Source organism: Marinomonas sp. UCMA 3892, from assembly GCF_012726345.1.
Classification (GTDB): domain Bacteria; phylum Pseudomonadota; class Gammaproteobacteria; order Pseudomonadales; family Marinomonadaceae; genus Marinomonas.
Genome location: NZ_PTXN01000004.1, coordinates 113,376 through 132,266, shown reverse-complemented (window position 1 = coordinate 132,266; position 18,891 = coordinate 113,376). Strand labels below are relative to the sequence as shown.

Annotated in this window: 17 protein-coding genes; 7 read left to right on the top strand and 10 right to left on the bottom strand. The window is 43.4% G+C overall.

Translation table 11 applies throughout. The features are described from left to right. Positions 1 to 12: 12 nt before the first annotated feature. From B6N13_RS07195 to B6N13_RS07175, 5 genes are all read left to right on the top strand, one after another. A complete protein-coding gene (locus B6N13_RS07195) occupies positions 13 to 2,274 on the top strand; it encodes an ABC transporter permease subunit (RefSeq protein ID WP_169458966.1) in 2,262 nt (753 codons plus the stop codon). Further along, positions 2,274 to 3,986, top strand: a complete 1,713-nt coding sequence (gene pstA / locus B6N13_RS07190) for a phosphate ABC transporter permease PstA (RefSeq protein ID WP_248280260.1) — start codon at positions 2,274 to 2,276, stop codon at positions 3,984 to 3,986. The genes B6N13_RS07195 and pstA overlap by 1 nt, the downstream gene beginning before the upstream one ends. A 20-nt stretch (positions 3,987 to 4,006) precedes the next feature. Further along, complete coding sequence (gene pstB / locus B6N13_RS07185) at positions 4,007 to 4,837, top strand: phosphate ABC transporter ATP-binding protein PstB (protein WP_012072074.1); 831 nt, start codon at positions 4,007 to 4,009, stop codon at positions 4,835 to 4,837. Between the two features lie 14 nt (positions 4,838 to 4,851). Next, on the top strand, positions 4,852 to 5,562 hold the full coding sequence (gene phoU, locus B6N13_RS07180; RefSeq protein ID WP_012072073.1) for a phosphate signaling complex protein PhoU: 711 nt from the start codon (positions 4,852 to 4,854) through the stop codon (positions 5,560 to 5,562). Between the two features lie 183 nt (positions 5,563 to 5,745). After that, a complete protein-coding gene (locus B6N13_RS07175; protein ID WP_169458965.1) occupies positions 5,746 to 6,246 on the top strand; it encodes a GAF domain-containing protein in 501 nt (166 codons plus the stop codon). Positions 6,247 to 6,262: 16 nt separating this feature from the next. On the opposite strand, the gene B6N13_RS07170 is transcribed toward B6N13_RS07175, so the two are convergent. The 8 genes from B6N13_RS07170 to B6N13_RS07135 all read right to left on the bottom strand — a co-directional run bounded on the left by B6N13_RS07170 (position 6,263) and on the right by B6N13_RS07135 (position 14,784). Continuing rightward, positions 6,263 to 6,595 carry an Hpt domain-containing protein gene (locus B6N13_RS07170; protein ID WP_169458964.1) on the bottom strand — a complete coding sequence of 111 codons (333 nt, stop codon included), beginning with the start codon at positions 6,593 to 6,595 and terminating at the stop codon, positions 6,263 to 6,265. Next, positions 6,588 to 8,432, bottom strand: coding sequence for a HAMP domain-containing sensor histidine kinase (locus tag B6N13_RS07165; protein ID WP_169458963.1), 1,845 nt, complete (start codon positions 8,430 to 8,432; stop codon positions 6,588 to 6,590). The genes B6N13_RS07170 and B6N13_RS07165 overlap by 8 nt, the downstream gene beginning before the upstream one ends. A 2-nt stretch (positions 8,433 to 8,434) precedes the next feature. Further along, complete coding sequence (locus B6N13_RS07160; protein ID WP_012072069.1) at positions 8,435 to 8,962, bottom strand: molybdopterin-dependent oxidoreductase; 528 nt, start codon at positions 8,960 to 8,962, stop codon at positions 8,435 to 8,437. Between the two features lie 202 nt (positions 8,963 to 9,164). Next, the gene (gene oppF, locus B6N13_RS07155; RefSeq protein WP_012072068.1) at positions 9,165 to 10,166 is read right to left on the bottom strand and encodes a murein tripeptide/oligopeptide ABC transporter ATP binding protein OppF; all 1,002 of its coding nucleotides are present in this window, start codon (positions 10,164 to 10,166) and stop codon (positions 9,165 to 9,167) included. Next, the gene (locus tag B6N13_RS07150; RefSeq protein ID WP_012072067.1) at positions 10,166 to 11,155 is read right to left on the bottom strand and encodes an ABC transporter ATP-binding protein; all 990 of its coding nucleotides are present in this window, start codon (positions 11,153 to 11,155) and stop codon (positions 10,166 to 10,168) included. Before B6N13_RS07150 ends, oppF begins: the two co-directional genes overlap by 1 nt. A gap of 9 nt (positions 11,156 to 11,164) precedes the next feature. Beyond that, positions 11,165 to 12,091, bottom strand: coding sequence for an oligopeptide ABC transporter permease OppC (oppC, locus tag B6N13_RS07145; RefSeq protein WP_169458962.1), 927 nt, complete (start codon positions 12,089 to 12,091; stop codon positions 11,165 to 11,167). 12 nt (positions 12,092 to 12,103) lie between these two features. Beyond that, on the bottom strand, positions 12,104 to 13,024 hold the full coding sequence (gene oppB, locus B6N13_RS07140; protein WP_012072065.1) for an oligopeptide ABC transporter permease OppB: 921 nt from the start codon (positions 13,022 to 13,024) through the stop codon (positions 12,104 to 12,106). A gap of 149 nt (positions 13,025 to 13,173) precedes the next feature. Further along, complete coding sequence (locus tag B6N13_RS07135) at positions 13,174 to 14,784, bottom strand: ABC transporter substrate-binding protein (RefSeq protein WP_012072064.1); 1,611 nt, start codon at positions 14,782 to 14,784, stop codon at positions 13,174 to 13,176. Between the two features lie 342 nt (positions 14,785 to 15,126). Here B6N13_RS07135 and cysZ point away from each other — a divergent pair, with 342 nt between their 5' ends. Both cysZ and B6N13_RS07125 read left to right on the top strand, forming a co-directional pair. Beyond that, on the top strand, positions 15,127 to 15,906 hold the full coding sequence (gene cysZ / locus B6N13_RS07130; RefSeq protein ID WP_100187276.1) for a sulfate transporter CysZ: 780 nt from the start codon (positions 15,127 to 15,129) through the stop codon (positions 15,904 to 15,906). Then, on the top strand, positions 15,906 to 16,748 hold the full coding sequence (locus B6N13_RS07125; protein WP_169458961.1) for a response regulator: 843 nt from the start codon (positions 15,906 to 15,908) through the stop codon (positions 16,746 to 16,748). The genes cysZ and B6N13_RS07125 overlap by 1 nt, the downstream gene beginning before the upstream one ends. A 66-nt stretch (positions 16,749 to 16,814) precedes the next feature. Here B6N13_RS07125 and phoR read toward each other — a convergent pair whose 3' ends face one another. After that, on the bottom strand, positions 16,815 to 18,158 hold the full coding sequence (phoR, locus tag B6N13_RS07120; protein ID WP_169458960.1) for a phosphate regulon sensor histidine kinase PhoR: 1,344 nt from the start codon (positions 18,156 to 18,158) through the stop codon (positions 16,815 to 16,817). Continuing rightward, positions 18,155 to 18,850, bottom strand: coding sequence for a phosphate regulon transcriptional regulator PhoB (gene phoB, locus B6N13_RS07115; RefSeq protein ID WP_048814168.1), 696 nt, complete (start codon positions 18,848 to 18,850; stop codon positions 18,155 to 18,157). Before phoB ends, phoR begins: the two co-directional genes overlap by 4 nt. Between the last annotated feature and the right edge of the window lie 41 nt (positions 18,851 to 18,891).

The following is an 18,891-nucleotide window of genomic DNA, read 5'->3' as shown; positions in this document are numbered from 1 at the left end:
AGATGAATGCGGATGACTAAATCAACTGACCATCAGATGCCTGAACTGGATTTCAATACGCCAGCTTTAAAGCGTCATCGTAAAATTCGCGCCCTGAAAGACCGTATGGCTGGAATGGGTATTGCCGTGGGTGGCAGCAGTGTTATTTTGGCTGTGCTGCTGATTTGCTTCTATTTACTTTATGAAGTGGCGCCATTGTTTTCTAGCGCTAGTATTGATCCTAAGGCGAGCTACACCTTGCCTGCACAGGATCAAGGTGAAAGCCTTTACTTAACTACCGAAGAGCAAGCTGAAATCGGTATGCGAGTGGCGAGTAATGGTAGTATTGTCTTCTTCTCTGTTGCTGATGGCAGCGTGATCGATATTGTCAAAAATCTTCGTACTGAAAAAGTAACCGCCTTTGCTGTTGAATCAGATACTAGCCATTTAATGGCGTTTGGTTATGAAGACGGTAAAGCGCTGATTGTAAAACACGATTACAAGACTTCTTATCCTGGTGGCGAACGTAAAATCACGCCAGTGGTTGAATACCCATATGGTGAAGAACCTGTTGATGTGGCGGATTTCGCGATCAAGAAGCTAGCGCTTCGTGATGGTAGCGACAGTTTAACCATGGCGGCGATTGGCGACCAAAAAAGCGCGATTACTAAAGTAACGAAAGACGTAAACTTTATCACTGATGAAGTGGAATTGAGTTCGCAGAGCGAGCCATTACCTTTTGTTCCTGATGTGGTTAGCATGCTACTTAGTGGTGATCAGCGTTATCTATATGTGGCGACGCGTTCTGGCGCCATGAGTGAATTTGATCTTCGAGATTTCGATAACATCGAGCTTAAAGATGAAATAGCACTGCTGAAAGATGCTAATACCAAGCTGGTTTCGATGACTTATCTATTAGGCAAGTCTTCTATTATGGTGGCGGATTCTTCTGGTCGAGTGAGCCAATGGTTCAACGTGCGCAACGACCAAACAAACGAAGAAAAACTCACCTTTATTCGTGACGTAAAACAACCTGTAGCCTTAGTTGATTTGGCAATGGAGCAACGTCGCAAAGGTTTTGCTACCTTGGATGAGCGTGGTTTGGTCGCTATCTACAATGCAACATCGACTCGCCAAGTACTGAATGAAAAATTGAGTGATAAAACTGCTCGTCTAATCAGCTTTGCACCACGTGCAAACGGTTTGCTGTTAGAAGACAGTAAAGGTGTGCATTTCTTCCACGTAGAAAATGAACACCCTGAAGTTTCTTGGTCCTCTTTGTGGGGCAAGGTGTGGTACGAAGGTTACCAAGAGCCGACTTACACTTGGCAGTCTTCTGCGGCGAACAATGACTTCGAACCTAAATACAGCTTGATGCCATTGGCATTCGGTACTTTGAAAGCAGCGTTTTATGCGATGTTGATGGCAGTACCATTGGCAATTTGTGGTGCTATCTACACCGCTTACTTCATGGCGCCTGCATTACGTCGTAAGATCAAACCCGTGATCGAATTAATGGAAGCCTTGCCTACGGTAATTTTGGGTTTCTTAGCCGGTTTGTTCTTTGCTCCTTTCTTAGAAGAAAATCTAGCGGCGACGTTTAGTATCTTCGTCGTCTTGCCAATCGGTATTCTATTGTTTGCTTATATTTGGTCTCGCTTGCCTCAGCAAATTCGCTGGTTGGTTCCAGAAGGTTGGCAACCAATGTTGCTGATCCCTGTCATCATATTTTTGGCTTGGTTCTGTTTGGCGATGAGCCCAATTATTGAGCTGAACTTTTTTGATGGCAATATTCGTGGCTGGATTACTCATGATCTAGGGATCACTTTTGACCAACGTAACGCGCTGGTGGTGGGGTTTGCCATGGGTTTTGCGGTTATCCCGACTATCTTCTCGATTACTGAAGACGCCATTTTTAGTGTGCCAAAAGCGTTAACTCAAGGCTCATTGGCGTTGGGTGCGACTTACTGGCAAACCATGACTCGTGTGGTATTGCCAACAGCAAGCCCTGGTATTTTCTCCGCGGTAATGATTGGTATGGGCCGTGCGGTGGGCGAAACCATGATTGTATTGATGGCAACGGGTAATACGCCGATTATGGATTTCAACATCTTTGAGGGTATGCGGACTCTAGCAGCCAACTTGGCGGTAGAAGTACCAGAGTCTGAGGTGGGAAGTTCTCACTATCGTATCTTGTTCTTAGCGGCGTTTGTGCTCTTTATCTTCACCTTTGTGGTGAACACAATCGCTGAAACCGTGCGTCAGCACCTACGCAAAAAATACGGGTCGCTATAATGAGTACTGAAATGAAAATGAAGAAAAAATCCGTATCTGAATGGGTCAAGTCTGGTGATCCATGGGTGTGGCTAAACGCAGGCGCAGTGGCTATTTCAGTCATTATGGTTGTAGGTTTGTTACTGCTTATTGCAGTGCGTGGTTTAGGGCATTTTTGGCCTGCGGATGTGGTGGAAGCTAAGTATGCTTTGCCAGGTGAAACCGAATACAACATTGTTGCAGAACGTGTCGAGAGCGTGGAAGTTCCTGCTGCTCAATTACGTGAAGCGGGAATTGCTATTCCAGATCAACATCAGTTGATGCAACGTACTCTCATGAAAACTGGTAACCGTGATGTGTACGGTTCGGATTTTCGTTGGGTCATCGATGAATATCTAACCGACACTAAACGTCCAGAAATGTTATTCACCGCTGAGCGTCGTGAATGGGGTAACTTATATGGCTACCTTAAAGCAGTGAAAGAAGATGGCAAGATTGTTTCTGAAACCACAGACCTGACGCCAACTGATTCTGCTATGGCGACATGGAATGCGTTTGAGAAGAGCATTGAACGTGCAGCCGTTCTTTTCGATGAGATCCATGAAATTGAGAAAAAAGACATTGGTAAGATCAACTACGCATTGGAGCGTATTCGTCTTGAGCAACGTCGTTTAGAGCTAGAAAACAAGCTAACACCAGCGGCAGCGGCAGATCTTGCAGCAGAACGTGGTCAATACGATGAAGAGTACAAAGGCCTTCAGCAAAGCCTGATCGACCTTTATGCCAAAATCAACCGCGATACTTTTGTTGTGCAAGTGATGGACGGCTCTGTGCATGAAATGCCAGTGGCCAAGATTGTTCACGCCTACCGTGCAAACGCTATGAATGTGCCGCAGAAGATGAGCTTCTACTTCACCAAAGTATGGGAGTTTTTGTCTGACGAACCACGTGAAGCGAATACAGAAGGCGGTGTGTTTCCAGCCATTTTCGGTACGGTCATGATGGTTCTGCTGATGACGGTTCTGGTAACGCCATTTGGTGTGGTAGCTGCGGTGTATCTACGGGAATATGCTTCTCAAGGTTGGGTGACACGTACCATTCGTATCGCGGTAAACAATTTAGCGGGTGTACCTTCTATCGTTTACGGTGTGTTTGGTCTTGGCTTCTTTATTTACTTCTTAGGCTCCGGCATTGACCAAGCGTTCTTCCCAGAAGCGTTACCGTCACCAACCTTTGGTACCGGTGGTTTAATGTGGGCGTCTATCACGTTAGCGCTATTGACTGTGCCTGTAGTGATTGTAGCAACCGAAGAAGGTTTGTCGCGTATTCCTCGCAACGTGCGAGAAGGCAGCTTGGCTTTGGGTGCAACTAAGTTTGAAACCTTGTGGCGGGTGGTGTTGCCAATGGCGAGTCCGGCTATTATGACTGGGGTTATTTTGGCGGTCGCTCGTGCGGCAGGTGAAGTGGCACCATTGATGTTGGTTGGGGTAGTGAAACTAGCGCCATCATTGCCATTGGATGGTAATTACCCTTACATCCATTTAGATCAAAAATTCATGCACCTAGGCTTCCATATTTATGACGTTGGTTTCCAAAGTCCTAACGTGGAAGCGGCACGACCTCTTGTGTACGCAACAGCCTTATTGCTTGTGGTGGTTATTGCTTTGCTAAACTTGTCAGCAGTAACGATCCGAAATCATTTACGTGAAAAATACAAATCGCTGGAAATGTAAGCGGCGGAGAAGAGATTATTATGAGCGACGTTAAAACACACTCAATTGATATTTCAGCAATGCAGCGTAGCCAACAGGCGTTGCGCATTGAAGATGAAACCGTTTGCCTATCTGTAAACGATTTGCACCTGTATTACGGTGAAAAAGAAGCGCTGAAAGGTGTGAACATGATCATTCCAGAGAAGAAGGTAACTGCGTTTATCGGACCTTCTGGTTGTGGTAAATCGACGTTATTACGTTGTTTTAACCGCATGAATGATTTGGTAGATGGTTGCCGTATTACAGGTGAGCTTAACTTACGTGATGAGAATATCTACGCTAAGGGCACAGACGTTGCTGAGCTACGTCGTCGTGTTGGCATGGTGTTCCAGAAGCCAAACCCGTTCCCCAAAAGTATTTATGAAAACGTCGCTTATGGCCTTCGTATTCAGGGTATTAACAAAAAGCGTCTGCTTGATGAAACGGTTGAATGGGCACTTCGTTCTGCGGCGTTATGGGACGAAGTAAAAGATCGTCTACATGAAAGCGCTTTGGGTATGTCAGGTGGTCAGCAACAGCGTTTGGTTATTGCTCGTACGGTTGCGGTAAAACCAGAAGTTCTATTGCTTGATGAGCCTGCTTCAGCGTTGGACCCTATTTCAACCTTGAAGATCGAAGAGTTGATTCATGAGTTGAAAAACGAGTTCACTATCGCGATTGTGACACACAACATGCAGCAAGCAGCGCGCGTATCTGATTACACAGCGTTTATGTACATGGGTGATTTGATTGAGTTTGGCGATACGAACACTTTGTTCACTAACCCAAGCAAACAACAAACAGAAGACTACATCACGGGCCGCTACGGCTAGGCGGAGGACGCATTATGAAAGAATTAACAACGGATCATATTTCCCAGCAGTTTAACAATGAGCTGGAACTGCTTCGCCAACACTTTTTGACTATGGGTGGTGTTGTTGAAAACCAAGTACAAGATGCGGTACAGGCTTTATTAGACGCGAACGGCTCTTTAGCAGAAGACGTGAAAAACCAAGATTCTACGGTAAATCAGTTAGATGGTTTGATTGACGAAGAGTGCCGTCGTATCTTGGCTAAGCGCCAACCTGCGGCATCTGATTTGCGTATGGTTTTGTCGATTAGTAAAGCGGTGAGTGAGTTAGAGCGTATTGGCGATGAAGCGAAGAAAATAGCTAATCTGACATTGAATCTGATCAATGAAGGTGAATCTCCTCGTGGTTATGTTGAGATTAATCGCATCGGTCAGATGGTATCTCGCATGATTCATGATTCTTTAGATGCCTATGCGCGTTTAGACATCGAAGCGGCTATTAAGGTGGCGAAACAAGATCGAACTGTGGATCAAGAATACAATACCGCAATGCGTTCTTTGGTGACCTATATGATGGAAGACCCTCGCAGTATTTCTCGTGTGATTAATGTGATTTGGGTATTACGTTCTTTAGAGCGTATCGGCGATCATGCTCGTCATACTTGCCAGCATTTGATTTTCATGGTGAAAGGCGTCGATGTTCGTCATGTGAACGTGAATGATCTTTCTGCAGAAATGAAAAAGTAATAAGTGGTGCTGTTGTCGATCCCTTGGTTTGTTTATAAAACCAAGGGATCGACTTTTCCTGATTCTCTCTTTTTTTATTTTGTCTTCTTTGATCCTTTCGGAATTAATTCTTCTTGTTTTCTAGTGGGCTATTCGACTGACTTTGCTATCATCAGTTTTTCGTTTTAACTGGTGTGAAATACGATGTTTACCATAGAAACTCATTCTACAGGCTCTTCTGAAGAGTTTTATCAAGAACTCAATATCCAACTAGCAGCTTTGTTAAGCGGAGAGCGTGATTTTATCTGCAATGCTGCGCAATTTTCAGCGTTTGTTATGCAAACCGTAACGGATCTGAATTGGTCGGGGTTCTATTTTGCTCGAGGTGAAGAATTAGTGCTTGGGCCGTACGTGGGTAAGGTGGCTTGTACTCGTATTCCACTCGGTCGCGGTGTATGTGGTAAGGCAGCAATTACCTTGCAAACTCAACGAATTGAAGATGTACATGCGTTTGATGGTCATATCGCTTGTGATGCTGCCTCTGCTAGCGAAGTTGTCATCCCTGTTGTCGTCAATGGCCAGCTGATCGCAGTGTTTGATATGGACAGCCCAAAAGTAGGTCGATTCTCTGCTGTTGACCAAGCCGGTTTAGAGTCTTTTGTAGCGACTTTTATTGAAGCTACAGATTTTAGCTGGTCAATTTAACCGCGTTAAATTTTTGTTATAAAAAGTACGCTTCAAGCTCGTCTAATGATGCTTGATGAATGGCGGGCAGGCCATCGATGATGGCTTGCATACCTTGTTCACTATGCTGTGTTGCTGCTGTTTCTATCAACTGGCATTGTTTAGCAAATACCTGCATAGCCATATTTAAACTGGCGGACTTGAGTGAATGACTCACTTGCTTCAATTCTTGATGGTCTCTTTTTTCCCAAGCTTGCATGAGCTGCGCCATTTTTTCATTGCTGTCGTCAACAAACTCCAAGCGTATTGTGTTAATTGTGTCCTTTCCTAGTAGCTGAATAAGAGAATCTAGATGGGCGTGATCAATCATTTTTATGGGCCTTTGACGATGTTTCTTGGGATGCTGTTTTTTGAGATGAAAAGAGGCCTGCAAGAAGTGGCTCTAGTTGGGTCTGCGTAAGTGGAAAATGTAAAGGTATGATTTGGTATTCTGGATTGTTAACCGCTTGAGGATGATAGCTAAGAATAGGGCATGACTTTGTTTTCCATTGTTGTAGTGCATCATTGCCATCGCGTTCGAATCTAGGAGTATTACCCAGAATAACCATATCGTAGTTTTTGTATTCTTGCAGGCTACCATCTTTTGAAATAACTGCGTCGATATTAAATGCTGTAAGCTGCAAACTAATAATTTTAGCTAGATGTATGTCTGTTTCAATGATCAATGCTTGTGTTTGATCTTGGCATTGAAAGTAGTTTAGCTGTTTTGTCGACGGGCAATCGTTGGGAACATAAAAAGGTATATCTACCCAAAATTCACAGCCTTTTTGCGGTGCGCAGGAAAAATGCATCTCACCTTGCATTAGATAAACCAATTTGTGGCATAACGCCAGACTTAAGCCGACTTTACTGGGCAGCGGTCCTTCTTTTTGCATAGGCAAAGACGGGTTTACTCTTAGATTTTGTTGTAACTCACTTGGCATACCTAGCCCTGTGTCTCTAAGGGCAATTTGTAGTACTCGGATATCTTTTGTATCTGTAGCTAGTGGTATTTGAGGCGCACTTAGTGCTGAGGGTCTAATTTGCAAACTAATGCTACCTGATGGCGTATGTGTGATGGCATTTTGCAGCAGCGCAACAATGATTTCTTTCGTCCTGATAAAATCTAGGCTGATATCTTTGGGCAAAAGAGGGTCGATATAGAGGATGCTTTGTAGGTTTTTTCGAGTCATCTGAGGCTCAAAAATAGCAAGGCAATCTTCAATACTCTTTTGTAAGCACTCGGTCGTTGGGTTAAGTGTTAGCTGCTTGGCATCAATTAATGCTAAGTCTGAGAGCATTTCTATAGTTTGCAGTAATTGATGACCTGATTCGTCAATATGCTTTGATAGCACCTCTATGTCACTTTTTGACGTTGCACCATTTAGTGTTTTAGCGGTTCCTAAAATAGCATTTATGGGGGAGCGTATTTCTTGGTTCACGAAGGAAAGTAAATGGGCTTTATCTTCATTAACCGCTTGGATATCTAATTGTAGTTCTTCATTACGCCTAATGACATTTTTGAGTTCAGTTAACCCTTTTATGGTAAAAAAGCATAAGCAAAGTAAACAGGCTAACAGTGCCATTGAGAGCAGTTGTATATGATCTAGATTTTTCTGCAATGCTTGATGTTGGTTACTGATGAACTCATTGCTACCTTTGTTTACTAACGTGACAAATTCATTAATTTGATCTTCGATACGTTGAATACGTTCAATTAAATCTGGTAGATAGGAAGTATCGCCACTTTCTATTTTAGATAAATTGAAACTGAGTAACTCTAACTCGCCGTTAATAATATTTAACAGTCTGGTGGTACGTCCGCCTTCAAAAGTGCGAATCAGAGAGCCAACATCGCCTTGTCTAAGCAAATCTACGCGACTCATTAGTAAGTCATATTCAAAAAAGGCATTGCCGTTCAGAGGGTAATCGCTATCTTTTAATGCTATTAAGTAATTGAGAAAACGATATGACTGTATTTGCAGTTGTAGAGTGTTCCATAAAGAGCTTTCAAAAACGCGCCGACTGTTGTTTTTTGAGCTATCACTGGTGTAAGTGATAATGCCGAATACAGCAATGGTGATGGCAATAATAAAAGCTATAAAGCCATACAGGACCCATAGCTTGAATTTGGATAGCCAAGTATTTCCTTTAAACAAGCGCTCCATTTTTACTCCGTTACCACAACAGCTTTGATGCGATCAATTTGCCAGATGGAGCGACCATAATACATCTCTGATTTAAGCTCTTCACGTTCATCGAATGGATAGATCACCATAATAGGACCGAGATTCCTAACACTCATCGGCTTTCCGTCTAGATGAGTTGCTAAAATCGCGCCGTTTTCCGTAAAGTCACTAAGGGGGATTTCAGTCATGTACTCATTAAGAGCGGTAACCTGTAAAAATGTGGCTGTACTGCCTAACTGTTTTAATAGGTCCACGGCAGAAAAGCCTTGGTAAGTATGACTACCTTTTGTCCATGGATTATGAGTAGTTATGAAATATTGTGGCAAAGTCTCTAACATGGCTAAATCAAAAGCCAATTCCTGCTCTGAATTTGAAGTATTAATCGCCCCAGATACAGTCAGTATTACTCTACCTTTAGGTTTATCCGCTGCGTAGGACGCAATAGAAATAACACCTAACAACAGTAATACAAGAGGATTTAGATTTGTATAGAAAGAGTATAAACGCATGAATAAGAGCCTAACTTAGTTGCTTGACTGATTTTTACTCTATGATAGACAAAAATATGAACTTGTGTGATGAATACTCGCTTTGAAATGAAAGAATAGCGGGTTTTATAGACAATTAAGCTGTTTTTGGTGCTCTTAATTGAGAAACCTCAAAACAGCTTAATTGGTTTTGCCTGTATCTTCTTCGTACTTAATAGATGTATTAAGTTATGTCAGCAAGACGTGAGCATGCGGCTTGGTGCTCATTCGATAACACTTGTAAAGTCGGTTTTTGTTGCGCGCAACCTTCATTTGCATGGGGGCAACGCGTACGGAAAACACAACCAGATGGTGGGCTGATCGGAGAGGGTAAGTCTCCCGTTAATAACTGGATTTTTTTGCCACGTTCTACTTTTGGATCAGGTACTGGCACCGCAGATAGTAAGGCTTTGGTGTATGGGTGCTGAGGGTTTTCGTACAGGGCGCGTTTACTAGCTAACTCGACCGCATTGCCCAAGTACATCACCAATACGCGATCTGAAATGTGTTTTACCACACTCAAATCGTGAGCAATAAACACCAAAGACAAGCCCATTTCCGCTTGTAGCTCTTTTAGCAGGTTTACGACCTGAGCTTGAATCGACACATCCAGAGCCGATACTGGCTCATCACACACCACTAATTTGGGTTTAAGAATCAGGGCACGAGCAATGCCGATACGCTGACACTGGCCACCAGAAAATTCATGAGGATAACGGTTAATCACGTTAGGCAATAACCCCACGCGATCCATTATGTTACGAACTTCAGTTTTTACGGCTTCTTTTGATAGTTCTGGGCGAAAGGTTTTAAGTGGCTCCGCAATGATATCGCCTACTGTCATACGAGGGTCAAGAGATGCCAATGGATCTTGAAAGATCATTTGTAGCTCTTGGCGTTTGTCGCGCATTTGTTTTTTGTCTAGATCCGTCAGATCTTGTCCAAGCCAAACCACATTGCCTTCGGTAATTGGAACAAGGCGAAGTAAAGCGCGTGCCAGTGTGGATTTACCACAACCAGATTCGCCTACTACACCGAGAGTTTCCCCAGCATAAATAGTTAAATTAACGCCATCCACGGCTTTTAGTGCTTGGCCTTTTTCCCATGGCCATGCATTGTCAGACTTGATATTGAAGTGAACTTTTAAGTTATTCACTTCCATTAAGATGTTATTTTCGGTGTTCATTAGACGACCCATCCATCAACGGATTTATGACAAGCTCGTAGTTGGCCCGGTGCATATTCTTCAAGCGGTGGCATGCTTTCACCACAGCGATCTTTAGCAAACTCACAACGGGCTTGGAACGGGCAACCAGATGGCATCTGTAACAGGTTTGGTGGATTACCCGGAATGGTTGATAGCTTCTCGTCATCGGCATCTAGGCGTGGAATCGCTTTTAACAAACCTTGAGTATACGGATGGGTAGGGCGATAAAACACGTCTTCTGCTGTGCCGTATTCCATGGTTTGTCCGGCATACATAACCAGTACTTTGTCGCATAAGCCTGCGACCACGCCCAAATCATGAGTAATCATAATGATGGAAGTATTGAAGTCGTCTTTTAACTCGTTCAGCAAGGTGAGAATCTGTGCTTGTACCGTCACGTCTAGAGCGGTGGTTGGCTCATCCGCAATCAAGAGTTTCGGTTGGCACAACAAAGCCATAGCGATCATCACACGCTGTCTCATACCGCCAGAAAACTCATGTGGATACATGTTCATGCGTTTGCGTGCTTCAGGCATCTTCACGGCATCAAGCATTTTAACCGATGCTTCAAACGCTTCGGCTTTGCTCATACCTTTGTGCAGCATTAAGACTTCCATCAGCTGTTTGCCGACTTTCATATAAGGATTCAATGACGTCATTGGATCTTGGAAAATCATCGCAATTTCTTTGGAGCGGATGCGGTTCATGGCTTTTTCATTCAGGGTCAGAATGTTTTGCTCGTTAAAGCGTGCTTCCCCTTCAATAATGCCATTGCCTGCCAACAAGCCCATAAGGGCAAATGCCGTTTGGCTTTTACCAGAACCAGATTCACCCACGATACCGAGAGTTTCGCCTTGCGCCAAGGTAAAGTTCAGATCATTTACCGCAGTCACAAGACCATCTGGTGTTCTGAAGTTAACGCGTAAGTTATTAACTTCTAACAAATTTTTAGAATTTGATAAGCTCATAAAATCTCCTTAGCGGTCTTTTGGATCAAGCGCATCGCGTAAGCCATCGCCGAGGAAGTTAAAACAAAACAGAGTCACAACTAGGAAACCAAGAGGCCAAGCTAATTGCCAAATGGCAATTTCCATGTTCTGAGCGCCTTCAGAAATCAACGCGCCCCAGCTGGTCATCGGTTCTTGGACACCGAGTCCTAAGAAGCTGATAAAAGACTCAAGCAAAATCATATTCGGTACCAACAACGTGGCATAAACAACCACGATGCCTAGTACGTTTGGCACAATGTGGCGCAAGATGATTTTTGGTGTAGAGACACCACAAGCGTAAGCCGCTTCGATGTATTCTTTGTTTTTCAAGCTTAAGGTCTGACCGCGTACGATCCGCGCCATGTCGAGCCAAGAAATTGCGCCAATGGCGACGAAGATCAAGAAGATATGACGACCAAACAAAGTCATCAAAATGATTACGAAAAACATGAAAGGGAAGGAGTTCAAAATCTCCAAGAAACGCATCATTATACTGTCAACGCGTCCACCAATGTACCCCGATGCTGCGCCGTAAAGGGTACCTATTACAATAGCTACCGCGCTGCCCATGATGCCGACCAATAGAGAGATTTGCCCGCCTTGCATGGTACGAACAAAAATATCGCGGCCTAGAGTGTCGGTACCAAAGTAATGACCGTTTTCAATGTTTGGGCGGCCCAAAGTAGAAATATCAGATAGTGCTTCCCAGTCGATATCGTCGTAATTCCATTGGCTGAAAAACGGGCCTATCAAAGCAATTGCCGTAATAATGGCGAGTACAATTAAGCTGGTTACAGCGGCATGGTTAGAAAAAAATCGACGACGAGCGTCTTGCCATAAACTGCGACCTTCGACTTCAACCACTTTTTCGGCGAATTGTTCGACGGCCTGAATTTTGTCTTTTGTAGTAATCATAATAGTACGGCCTTAGTAGCGAATTTTTGGATCAATAACAGCGTATAAAATATCGACAACCGCATTGAATAGTATCGTTAATGTACCTACCAAAATGGTGACGCCCATGACCATGGAGTAGTCGCGATTCAATGCGCCATTAATAAAGTGCTGACCAATACCGCCAGTACCAAAGTACACATCGACAATCACAGAACCTGTCACGATGCCGACGAACGCAGGACCCAGATAGGAAATAACCGGCAGCATAGCTGGGCGTAAAGCATGCTGGAAAATAATTCGATATTTCGGCAAGCCTTTGGCTCGCGCAGTACGAATAAAGTTGGAATGCATGGTTTCAATCATGCTGCCACGAGTAATACGTGCGATTTGCGCAATGTAGCTGGTGGACATGGCAATGACAGGCATTACTAAGTAAGGCCAAGCTCCACCATTCCAGCCACCGGGCGGTAACCAATGGTTATAAATAGAGAAAAACAGGATACACAAAGGAGCCAAAACAAAATTTGGCAGCACGATACCAAGGTTTGCAAAGCCCATAACACTGTAATCTAACCAAGAGTTTTGGCGCAGTGCCGCGATAATTCCGCAACCCACACCAACGAGTAGAGCAACAAGAAAAGACCAGATACCGATCTCAGCAGAGACGGGAAAACTCTGTGCAATCAGCTCGTTGATAGTGAAATCTTTATAACGGAAAGAAGGTCCTAGGTCGCCTTGAAGTAAGCCACCAAGATAGTAAAAATATTGGTTAATTACCGGCTCATCTAAATGGTATTTGGCGTTAATATTTGCCAATACTTCTGGGGGTAAAGCACGCTCGCTGGAGAATGGGCTGCCGGGAGCCGAGTGCATTAAGAAAAAAGAAACCGTAATCAAAATCAACAATGTTGGAATGGCTTCTAAAATGCGTTTTGAAATAAATGTCAGCATAAAAATTACCGGATTAGGCGCTACAAATAACGGCTAATGCTAGGAACCTGTGAGAATTCAAGAGATGCCCAGCGCTAAAAGCACTGGGCATGGTTTAACACAAAGTACTTTTTAATTTCTAAGTACTATTTAGTCGATAAAACAGCGTCTTAGTGCTTGATGATGTACATATCGCGCACGTAAACGTTGTCTTCTGGGTTAGGCATATAACCGCCTAAGTAGCTTTTTACTAAACGTTTTTCGGTATATTGATAAATAGGGGCAACCGCCATATCTTGTTCAATAGCGATTTCTTCTGCTTTGTTGTAGTTCTCTGTAGGGTGCTGCATGGTACGCGCATCGTGCAATAGCTTGTCGTATTCTGCGTTGCTGTATTTACCGTCGTTATTACCGTGAGTAGTGGTTAGAAGATCTAACATAGTAGAGGCTTCGTTGTAGTCACCAATCCAACCGGCACGTGCAATATCAAATTGCTGATGCTTTTTCGATTCTAGGTAAGTTTTCCATTCTTGGTTTTCCAGAGTAACGTTCACGCCTAAGGTTTTTTTCCACATAGAAGCGATCGCAATGGCGATTTTTTTATGGTTTTCGTTGGTGTTGTAAAGCAAGCTGAAAGACAGTGGATTGCTTTTGCCATAGCCCGCTTCTTCTAGTAACGCTCTGGCTTTATCGTCACGTTCTTTTTGTGACCAAGTTGCGTATTCAGGTGTTGCCGGTGAAAAGTCGTTTACTACTTCTGGTGTGAAAGAATACGCAGGTAGTTCACCTGTGCCCGTTACAAACTTTGTGATCACGTTACGATCAATGGAATAGGACAACGCTTTACGTACTCGGACATCGTTGTATGGTGCTTTTGTTATGTTGAATTGGTAGTAATAGGTGCCTAGTTTTGGTGTTACGACAACTTCATCAGGAATGTCTCGCATGAGTTGTTTGAAGTGATCATTTGGAATCTCGTAGCTAAGATCCATTTGACCCGCTTGGAAGCGTTTTAGCTCAGCATTAGGGGATTCAATTGGTAAATAGGTAACCTTGTTGATGATGGTTTTTGCATCATTCCAATAGTTTTTGTTACGCGTAAACACCATTTTTTCGTTAACGACCCATTCGTCCATTTTATAGGCACCGTTAGATACCATATGCTCTGGTTTTGTCCAATTATCCCCCCATTTCTCGACCACTTTTTTCGGTACAGGGAACATGGTTTGATGAGAGGTCATTTTTACAAAGTAAGGGACTGGACGCTCAAGCGTCACTTGGAAAGTATGGTCGTCTAGTGCTTTAACGCCAAGAGTAGAAGGGTCGGCTTCTCCGGCAATGATTTTGGAGGCGTTAGTAATCGCAGGAATTTCCATAAACCAAGCGTATGGAGATGCCAATTTAGGATCAACTGCGCGAGTGAAAGCGTAAACAAAGTCTTCAGCGGTAACTGGGTCACCATTAGACCATTTGGCATCTTTGCGAAGGTGGAAGGTGTATTGAGTGTTGTCGGCGTTTACGTCATAGCTTTCTGCTACACCTGGTACTTGGTTACCGTCACCATCTTGGTTGTATAAACCTTCAAAAAGATCTTTAGAACGGATAGAAGCTGGTGTGCCTTCCATTTTTTGTGGATCAAGGGTTGCTGGTTCTGCACCACCACCACGAACAAGTTCTTGTTTAGCCGCTAATTCTACGCCTGCTGGTACGTCTGCAGCTTGAGCTTGTAGAGCGAAGATAGATGTAGCCATGATAGCACTGGCGAGTAATGTCATTTTCATTTTTATCTGGTCCCTAGTGAGTTAGCTTTTGTGTATGTGCTTTTTATATTCAGACGCGATACCTGCACTGGCTCGTATTCGTCTTACGATTCCATAGTTCATCAATTTACAAAAGGTCACAATCGAAATTGCGTATCAGGTCATGCGTCTAATAAATGTAAGCTTTATAAAAGAGCGGTGAAAATTACATGTTTGGCGTCTGTAAGGCTTGAAGGTGTGGCGGTTTCAGTTTATGAACCTTCATTTTGAAAGGCTTTGTGGAGCCGAGAAAGTCGTCATGATATTCTCTGGTTCTTAGATAAATTTGATGAAAAGGTTTAAATTCAGGAGTAATACAGCATCGTGATCACACACCCATTTAAAGCCGCTGGGGCTTTTTTAAAAGCGTTTCCCTTGGTTTTTTCGAAAGACTTAAGACTGTTTATATTGGCTCCTTTGTTGGCGAATTTTGTTTTAGTCGGCTTATTATATATGGTCGCTTTTAGCTATTTTCAGACCTTAATGGACTCGGCAATGGGATATCTACCTGAGTGGGTTTCCTTTTTAAATTGGCTGTTTTATTTGATATTTGCCGCTATTATTAGTGTACTTTTGTTCTATAGTTTTTCAGTAGGTGTGAATATTTTGGCGGCGCCTTTTATGGCGTTTCTAGCAGAAAAAGTAGAAGAAAAGGAAACAGGGAAGGTTTTTGATGAAACGCTGACGGCTGGCGTTCTTATCGCGATAGTTGGTCGCAGTTTACAGCGAGAATGCCAGAAAATATTGTATTTTTTACCTCGTTTTATTTTGTTACTGTTATTGTCTTTTATCCCTCTTGTTAATGTTATTGCTCCAGTATTATTACTATTGTTTTCGGCTTGGATGTTATCCCTGCAATATATGGATTATGCTTTTGATAATAATAAGGTTAAATTTCATGATATGAGAATGGCATTACGCTCCAAACCTTTGTTATGTTGGACATTTGGCGGCATAGTAATGGTTGGTTTGACGATTCCTTTCTTTAACCTATTCGTTATGCCGATTGCTGTTGTAGCTGCCACATTATTGTGGATTTCGGTTTTCAGATCACAACATGGGGATTTTTCTGCCTTGTTAGATCGTACTAATGGAACTTTGTGATGTCGTTAAAAATTTTGGTAGTAGATGATGCCTCTTTTACACGTGACTTGATTCGGCGCACATTGCGTAAGCAGTTTCCTGCGGTTGAAATTGAAGAGGCGGTGAATGGACGTAAAGCACAACAAATGTTAAATAAAATTCAGTTTGATATGGTGTTGTGCGATTGGGAAATGCCTGAAATGACAGGCGTTGAGCTGCTTAAGTGGTGCCGAGAACAACCGAAATACAAAAAAGAAGACGTGCCATTTGTGATGATTACTAGCCGTGGTGATAAAAGCCATGTGGTGGAAGCTGTTCAATCAGGTGTGACGGATTATCTAGGCAAACCATTTTCTAGTGAACAGCTCGCTAACAAAGTCATATCGGCTGCGAAAAAGCATGGACTTGAAAAGAAGCTGACGTCTCAAAAAGCCCGTGAATCTGTCTCGCCTGGTGGCGTCAGTTCGGCATCGCTGGATGTATTAATGGGAGCAGGCAAAAGCACTCCTGTGAAGGCTACCAAGTTTACGAATCCAGACGCACCAGTTGTGACAGTTAAAGACGTTAAAATTCCAACTCAAGTGCGTTTTGAGGGAAAACAATTTCGCTGCATGATTATTCAGTTTAGTAAAACTGAAGCAACAATGTTTATAAAGAGTGATGATGTTGTGCCACAAGTCTTGGGGCAGGCGGTATTGGATCTGGAACATAAGGGCGCGGTTAACCGTTTGAATTATTATGTCCAATCCGTCGCTACCACAGAGAAAAAACACGACTCTACTTTTTTGACGGTTATCTTGAGTTTAATCGATCAGGATAGCGAGAAAGAGGCGTTTATTAGCCAGTTGTTTGATAGCCTATAAGTATTTTCGGGTTTGATTTGAATGATGTAAAAAGGGACGCATGAATGCCATGCGTCCCTTTTTTTATTATTGATCTGTTGGCGGTGTGTCGTCGGTATTAAATGCTATCGCCGGAATTGTATCGTTTCTGGTTCGATTCGCTGGGAAGTGACAAGAAAACGTGCTGCCGAAACCTGGCTGACTACGGATTTGTAGTTTGGCATCGTGATGCAGTAACACGTGCTTTACGATGGCTAAGCCAAGGCCTGTACCACCGGTTTTTGAGCCTCTTCCTTTGTCGACGCGGAAAAACCGTTCTGTGAGGCGAGGAATGTATCTTGGTTCTATGCCCAGTCCAGAGTCTTTTACCGAAAATACACCGTTAAACTCACTGGATTCCCATTTAATAGCTATCTCTCCACCATCGGGTGAGTATTTTATGGCGTTAAAAATCAGGTTCGAAAAAGCACTGTATAGCTCTTTATAAGAGCCATACAGTCTAGCTTCCTCAGGAATATCCAAGACAATGGTGTGTTTGTCAGTCAAGACAGGCGTGGTGGCATTGGTAATAGTTCTTACTAGGTCTGAGACCTTGTGCCATTGGTTCTCTTCACGCTTGTCATTACTTTCTAATCGAGACAGCAGTAACAGATCTTCGATCAGTTGTTCCATCCGCTCAGACTGCTCAGACATATTTACAATGCCTTTTTGCATGCTTTTGGGCAGGCTGTCCTTAAACATGTCTAGGGTCTCTAGATAGCCTTTAATGACCGTTAGCGGTGTTTTTAGCTCATGTGATGCGTTAGCGACAAAGTCTTTGCGCATCTGCTCTAGCAAATGCAAGCGGGTCACATCACGAACGAAAATCAAGTGATCGTTTTTATCATATAGCGTGGTTTGAATTTCTAAATACACACCGTCTTTGGCTGGTGACTTGATGACCAAAGGTTCACCGAAGCGTTTTTGGCTGAAGTAACGGAAAAACTCAGGACTACGGACAATATTGGTAATCACTTGGCCGCGATCGACAGGACGCATTAATCCAAGAAAATGTGCCGCCGAGTTATTCCACCATTCCAAGTTGCCTTGGTTATCTGCCATGATAACGCCTTCTTTTAAAGCGGTGGTGGAGCTTTCAATTCTTGTGAGCGCTTGGCGCATACGGCGCTTAGATTTACGTTGCTTCTTATGCAGGCGATAAACAGCATCGAACACTTCGCCCCAAATACCGCTGGCTTCTGGTGGGGCTGCACGACCAGAATGACGCAGCCAATTATGAAATTGGTATAGCTGATAAAGCTGCCAGTATAAAGAACCTAAAGTGTACAACAGCAAAACACCCAACAACTGACCAATGATTAGTCCTATTACAATGCAGGCTGCTAGCCCCGCGAGCCAAGTAATAATGGTGTTTCGCCAAACTGTTTTCATACGGACCTTTTTGCTGAGAAGCGGTAGCCTGTTCCTCGTACGGTTTGTATCAAGAAATCATGAGTACTACCAATGGCTTTGCGTAAACGGCGTATATGGACATCAACGGTACGTTCTTCAACGTAGACATTTCCACCCCATACTTGATCCAGCAATTGCGCTCTTGAATAGGCTCGCTCTTGATGGGTCATAAGGAATTTTAGTAGACGGTATTCTGTCGGCCCCATATCTAAAGGACGGCTGCCTATGGTAACGCGTTGACTAATTGGGTCAAGGGTCAGACCTTCGATTTCGATTGGCTCATCAACCCCTTGAGGTGTCGCGCGGCGCAAGACAGCTTTGAGTCGTGCAACTAATTCACGAGGTGAGAAAGGCTTGGTGATGTAATCATCAGCACCGACTTCTAAACCTTGGATTTTGTTGTCTTCTTCACTTTTCGCGGTCAGCATAATGACCGGAATTTCCGCCGTCGTAGTGTCTTTTTTCAATCTGCGAGTAAGCTCGATGCCACTACCACCGGGCATCATCCAATCTACAAGAATTAGATCTGGACGGTGGTCCACAATGATTTCATGGGCTTGCTGAATGTTTTCTGCTTCCAAATACTCGTAGCCTGCCATTTCAAGTGCGATGGCGATCATTTCGCGTATGGAAGATTCGTCGTCAATAATTAATACTTTTTTACCGGTCACAGGATTTATCCTCATCTCAGGAACGGTTTCATTAAAGCGAT

Bases quoted from the DNA above. Each gene is read 5' to 3' on its own strand.
- oppC (WP_169458962.1), bottom strand. From the start codon at position 12,091: ATGATTACTACAAAAGACAAAATTCAGGCCGTCGAACAATTCGCCGAA.
- B6N13_RS07195 (WP_169458966.1), top strand. From the start codon at position 13: ATGACTAAATCAACTGACCATCAGATGCCTGAACTGGATTTCAATACG.
- B6N13_RS07170 (WP_169458964.1), bottom strand. From the start codon at position 6,595: ATGATTGATCACGCCCATCTAGATTCTCTTATTCAGCTACTAGGAAAG.
- phoU (WP_012072073.1), top strand. From the start codon at position 4,852: ATGAAAGAATTAACAACGGATCATATTTCCCAGCAGTTTAACAATGAG.
- pstA (WP_248280260.1), top strand. From the start codon at position 2,274: ATGAGTACTGAAATGAAAATGAAGAAAAAATCCGTATCTGAATGGGTC.
- B6N13_RS07125 (WP_169458961.1), top strand. From the start codon at position 15,906: ATGTCGTTAAAAATTTTGGTAGTAGATGATGCCTCTTTTACACGTGAC.
- B6N13_RS07150 (WP_012072067.1), bottom strand. From the start codon at position 11,155: ATGAGCTTATCAAATTCTAAAAATTTGTTAGAAGTTAATAACTTACGC.
- B6N13_RS07135 (WP_012072064.1), bottom strand. From the start codon at position 14,784: ATGAAAATGACATTACTCGCCAGTGCTATCATGGCTACATCTATCTTC.
- B6N13_RS07160 (WP_012072069.1), bottom strand. From the start codon at position 8,962: ATGCGTTTATACTCTTTCTATACAAATCTAAATCCTCTTGTATTACTG.
- oppF (WP_012072068.1), bottom strand. From the start codon at position 10,166: ATGAACACCGAAAATAACATCTTAATGGAAGTGAATAACTTAAAAGTT.
- oppB (WP_012072065.1), bottom strand. From the start codon at position 13,024: ATGCTGACATTTATTTCAAAACGCATTTTAGAAGCCATTCCAACATTG.
- B6N13_RS07165 (WP_169458963.1), bottom strand. From the start codon at position 8,432: ATGGAGCGCTTGTTTAAAGGAAATACTTGGCTATCCAAATTCAAGCTA.
- B6N13_RS07175 (WP_169458965.1), top strand. From the start codon at position 5,746: ATGTTTACCATAGAAACTCATTCTACAGGCTCTTCTGAAGAGTTTTAT.
- pstB (WP_012072074.1), top strand. From the start codon at position 4,007: ATGAGCGACGTTAAAACACACTCAATTGATATTTCAGCAATGCAGCGT.
- phoR (WP_169458960.1), bottom strand. From the start codon at position 18,158: ATGAAAACAGTTTGGCGAAACACCATTATTACTTGGCTCGCGGGGCTA.